4 protein-coding genes are annotated in these 4,886 nt (G+C 65.1%); 3 read left to right on the top strand and 1 reads right to left on the bottom strand.

All coding sequences use genetic code 11. The annotated features are described in order from the left end of the window. Window positions 1-19 precede the first annotated feature (19 nt). Entirely contained in the window at window positions 20-490 is a 471-nt protein-coding gene (locus tag K728_RS20090; RefSeq protein ID WP_024476267.1) for an SRPBCC domain-containing protein, read from the bottom strand. A 72-nt stretch (window positions 491-562) separates the two neighbouring features. Here K728_RS20090 and K728_RS0106780 point away from each other — a divergent pair, with 72 nt between their 5' ends. The 3 genes from K728_RS0106780 to K728_RS0106770 all read left to right on the top strand — a co-directional run bounded on the left by K728_RS0106780 (window position 563) and on the right by K728_RS0106770 (window position 4,822). Next, the gene (locus K728_RS0106780; protein ID WP_024476266.1) at window positions 563-1,588 is read left to right on the top strand and encodes a hypothetical protein; all 1,026 of its coding nucleotides are present in this window, start codon (window positions 563-565) and stop codon (window positions 1,586-1,588) included. Between the two features lie 125 nt (window positions 1,589-1,713). Continuing rightward, entirely contained in the window at window positions 1,714-2,382 is a 669-nt protein-coding gene (locus K728_RS0106775) for a hypothetical protein (protein ID WP_024476265.1), read from the top strand. A gap of 115 nt (window positions 2,383-2,497) precedes the next feature. After that, window positions 2,498-4,822, top strand: a complete 2,325-nt coding sequence (locus K728_RS0106770; protein ID WP_024476264.1) for a Tex family protein — start codon at window positions 2,498-2,500, stop codon at window positions 4,820-4,822. Window positions 4,823-4,886: the final 64 nt, after the last annotated feature.

Below are 4,886 nucleotides of genomic sequence, written 5' to 3'. Positions count from 1 at the left end.
CCGGACGAGCCCGAAATCCCTACTGGTTGCCCGGGGCCGGATACTGGGCGTTGTCATTCTCCAGGAGCGCCTGGAGGTTCGTCAGAATGGGAGCCCAGCTTTTGCCCACGGCTGCCAGCTCCGCCGCCTCCGCAAGCCGGTCCTGCACGAGGCGGAACCGCACCCCGCCGCCGGCCACCTGTTCAACGTCAATCGTGATGCGGGACGCAGCATCGTCCTGAGGGTCGGTGTGCCCATCCTCGCCGGCTGGTACTTCGCGGAGCGTGTATGACAACCGCTTCGGCTCGTCTACCTCCAGCACCACCCCGTGGTGGGTGATTGTCTCCGAACTGCTCTCATAGAAGCGGATGGGGGAGCCCGGCACCCAGGTGGACTCCACCCGGCGTCCGGACCAGTAACGACGCGTCACGGCACCCTCGGTCAGAGCTTCCCACAGCCGGAGCGGGGAGGTGGAAATCTCGGTGTCGTGCACGAACGCTGGCTCAGTCATGGGTTCAGCGTAGCCCAGCGCCTGTACCGTTTAGGGCGCAAAGACTGACCAACACTCTCGCCTAGGAATGACATGCACCACACCAATCCCTTCGACCACCCGATCAGGGATGCCGGGGTGCCAATTCTGCTGTCCCTGTGTCTTCTGCTCACCGGCTGCGCGGTCGGTGGTGCGTCCGGTGGTGCGGCCGGAAATGCAGCGACGCCAACGACGACGACGGCTCCAGCTGCGGGCGAGTCGATCGCCGTCGACCCCAGCATGGCGCCAAGCGTCGAGCCAACCGCCGTCGTCGAACCCGAACCGCTCGAACTGCCCCGCGGCGGCACCGACCTGTTCCCTGACTACCGGCTGGTCGGGTTCAGCGGCCATCCGACGTCCGAGGGGATGGGCCGGCTGGGGATCGGTGATATTGACGAGCGGGTCGAGGAGATGGAACTTCTTGGTGAGCAGTACGCCGACGGACGCAGCATCCTGCCGGTGCTGGAACTGATCACCGTCGTCGTGCAGGCTTCTCCCGGGGCGGACGGGCTCTACCGCGCCCCAGCCTCGGACGAGTTCATCGAGTCCTACCTGGCGGCGGCCCGGCGGCACGACGCGCTGCTGCTGCTCAATGTCCAGCCGGGACGCTCCACCATGACTGCAGAAGTTGAACGACTCAAAAAGTGGCTCCTGGAACCCGATGTGGGACTTGCGCTGGACCCGGAATGGGATATCTCCGGGGAACAGCTTCCGGGTCAGTCCTATGGGCAGACGTCAGGGGAGGAAATTGATCGGATCGCCGGGTACCTCGATGACCTGGTGGCCGAGCACCAGTTGCCCCAGAAGGCGCTGGTGTTCCACCAGGTTGCCCCGTCGGTGGTGACCAACGAGGGTGCGGTGGGTGAATACGACGGCGTCGAGGTGATCAAGAGTGTCGACGGGATCGGTGCGCCCGGCGCGAAAATTGAGACCTACAACCAGTTGATGCTGGAACTCCCGCCGACAGTGAATCCCGGCTTCAAACTCTTCTTCGAAGAAGACACCGTTCACGGCCCGCTGATGCTGCCACCGGAGGTCCTCGGATTGCAGCCCAAACCGGATTACGTGCTGTACGAGTAGGGGCTTGGCGGGAGATGTTGCGTGGCTCACCAAACCGCACCGCCACCGGATACGAAGAACAGATAAGCGCAGGCCGGAGTCTCGGCCGCGTCCGGTGGCACTAAAACCCGAGAGCATGAGGACCCATGGCAAGCAGAACCGCAACGATCCTGGGCAGCTCAGTGCTCGCCGTCGGCCTGATCTCCGGGTGCGGCGGCATGGAAGAGAACCCGTTGAACGTCAATGGTGCGCCGCCGGAACAGGCGGTCGCGGACGCTTCCGAGACCGAAGTCATTGCGGCATCGCTCGGCGAGGATCCGCTCCAACTCGGCGTCAACGGTGCCAAGCTCTGCTCGGTCCAGCCTGCACTCGGCTACCAGGAATACACGGTCCTGATCCACAACGAGACGCTCGAATCGTTCACGATCGACGACGTCAGCCTCGGTTCGCCCTCCGGCGTCACCCTGAACTCCGCGGAAGTCACGCCAGCCAATCGGGGCGGTCACGGGACCCATGGCATGGAGGACGGGACGGTCATGGGCGGCGGCGATGAGCACACCGAGGCGCACGGCTCAGGCGACATGGCCGACATGGGGGATATGCCCCAGAATGTGTTCTTCACTGAACCCGTCCCCGCTGTCGGCTACGAGATCTCCACCCTGGAGTATCTCAACGTGGTGGTCTCGGTTTCCCTCGACGACGACGCCGACAGGGGGACCTCCGAGTACGTCGAGATTGACTACTCCACGGCAGACGGATCGTTTACCGGCAAGCATCCGCTGGTCATCACCATGGACCAGGATTCCTGCGCCTAGCCGATAGCTGGGAAGAGTTCGCGGCGCAGATGCCGCGAGTCCTCGGAGGGTAGCACCACTGTTTCAGGGCGGGAACTCCGCGCCGGTTGGAACGCAGCCCCCACCGTAGGCGACAATGGCTCACGTGCCACATCTGACTTCTGACGCCACCATCTTTGACCTCCTCGCCGACGAACTCGGAGTCCGTGCCTGGCAGGTGAAGGCCGCGGTGGACCTCCTCGACGCCGGTTCGACTGTCCCTTTCGTGGCCCGATACCGCAAGGAGGCCACCGGTTCACTCGACGACACCCAACTCCGGACCCTCGACGAGCGGCTGAGGTACCTGCGCGAACTGCAGGACCGCCGTCGGGCCATCCTCGACTCGATCGAGGCGCAGGGGAAGCTCACCGATCAGTTGCGTGCCGCTATTGCGGGCGCCGATACCAAATCCCGCCTCGAGGACATCTACCTGCCCTTCAAGACCAAACGACGGACCAAGGCACAGATTGCCCGGGAGGCGGGGCTGGAACCGCTTGCTGACGCGCTGGTGAGGAACCCGTCCCTGGACCCCGCGGCCGAGGCGGCCAGGTACGTCACCGGCGATGTTCCCGATGCTGAGGAAGCGCTGGCCGGCGCCCGGTCGATCCTGGTGGAACGCGCCGGCCAGGACGCTGACCTGCTGACCTCGGCCAGGGAGAGACTCTGGAAACAAGGCCTCATGCGGTCGAAGGTCCGGGCCGGTAAGGAAGCCGAGGGCCAGAAATTTGCCGACTATTTCCAGTTCGCCCAGGCCCCGTCCACCATGCCCTCGCATCGCGTCCTCGCCCTGTTCCGCGGCGAGAAAGAGGGCGTGCTGGAGTTGGCCATCGCCGAGGGAGACCCGGCAGACGCTGAAGAGTTCGCCAAGGCGCGCACCCGGTACGAAAACTCGGTGGCGGCGGTGCTGGGAATTGCCCCTGCCGGCCGCCCGGCAGATGCCTGGCTCGCCCAGACGGTCCAGCAATCGTGGCGCCGGATTCTGGCCAAACTATCGCTGGACCTCCGAGTGCGCCTGTTCGCTGCCGCTGAGACCGAGGCGGTGCGGGTCTTCGCCGCCAATCTCAGGGACGTCCTCCTCGCGGCGCCAGCCGGCGGTAGGACCACGCTGGGGCTTGACCCGGGGCTCCGCACCGGCGTCAAGGTGGCGGTGGTCGACGGCACCGGCAAGGCTGTTGCCACCGATACCGTGTACCCGCACGCTCCCCTGAAGAAGTGGGATGCTGCGCTCGCGTCACTCGCGAAACTGGTCACTGACCACGACGTCGAACTCATCGCGATCGGCAACGGAACCGCTTCACGGGAAACTGACAAGCTCTCCACCGAGTTGATCAAGCGAATGCCCGAGCGGAAGCTGCAGAAACTGGTGGTGTCCGAGGCCGGTGCGTCGGTGTACTCGGCGTCGGCCTTGGCCTCGGCCGAGCTGCCGGACCTTGATGTGTCCCTGCGGGGTGCGGTGTCAATTGCGCGCCGCCTGCAGGACCCCCTCGCCGAACTGGTGAAAATCGACCCCAAATCCATTGGTGTGGGCCAGTACCAGCACGACGTGACAGCAGCCAACCTGGAGCGGTCCCTGAACGCGGTCATCGAAGACTGCGTCAACGCGGTGGGAGTGGACGTGAACACTGCCTCACCGTCGCTCCTCAGCCGAGTGGCTGGCGTTGGACCGCTGCTCAGCGAAAACATTGTGGCCCACCGCGACGCCAACGGCCGCTTCACCCGGCGCGCGGATCTCCTGAAGGTGCCACGGCTCGGGGCCAAGGCCTACGAGCAATGCGCAGGCTTCCTGCGGGTCTCGGGCGGCTCGGAGCCCCTCGACGCCTCAAGCGTCCACCCGGAAGCCTACGGTGTGGCGCGGAAGATTCTCAGCCAGGGCGGCACCGCGCTGCGGGAACTGGACCTGACGGCTTTCGTGGACGACACCTTCGGGCTTCCCACTATCAAGGACATCGTTGCGGAGCTGGAGAAACCCGGACGGGATCCGCGGCCCGAATTTGTGACTGCCTCCTTCTCCGAGGGAGTCGAGAAGATATCCGACCTCAAACCCGGCATGACCCTCGACGGAGTGGTGACCAATGTTGCAGCCTTCGGTGCATTCGTCGACGTCGGAGTGCATCAGGACGGGTTGGTCCACATCTCGGCCATGGCGAACCGTTTCATCAGCGACCCGCACGAGGTGGTGAAGTCGGGGCAGGTCGTCAAGGTTAAGGTGCTGGAGGCCGACCCGGAGCGCAAACGGATTGCCTTGACACTGCGCCTTGACGACGAGCCGGGCGGGGGACCCCAAAGCAGCCGACCGGAAAAACCTCGGCCGGATAGGGGAGCGGTCAAGCCGCGTGCGGCAAAGCCACCCGCAGCGCGTACCCCTGCGCCGCCCGCCAACTCCGCGATGGCCGATGCGCTGAAGAAGGCGGGCCTGGCCTAGCGCCCCGGACCCTCAACGCACAACGACGACCCCCAACGCACAACGACGACCCTCAACGTACAAC

The organism is Arthrobacter sp. CAL618 (assembly GCF_000468215.1).
Taxonomy (GTDB): domain Bacteria; phylum Actinomycetota; class Actinomycetes; order Actinomycetales; family Micrococcaceae; genus Arthrobacter_D.
This window is presented reverse-complemented; position numbering and strand designations above follow the sequence as displayed.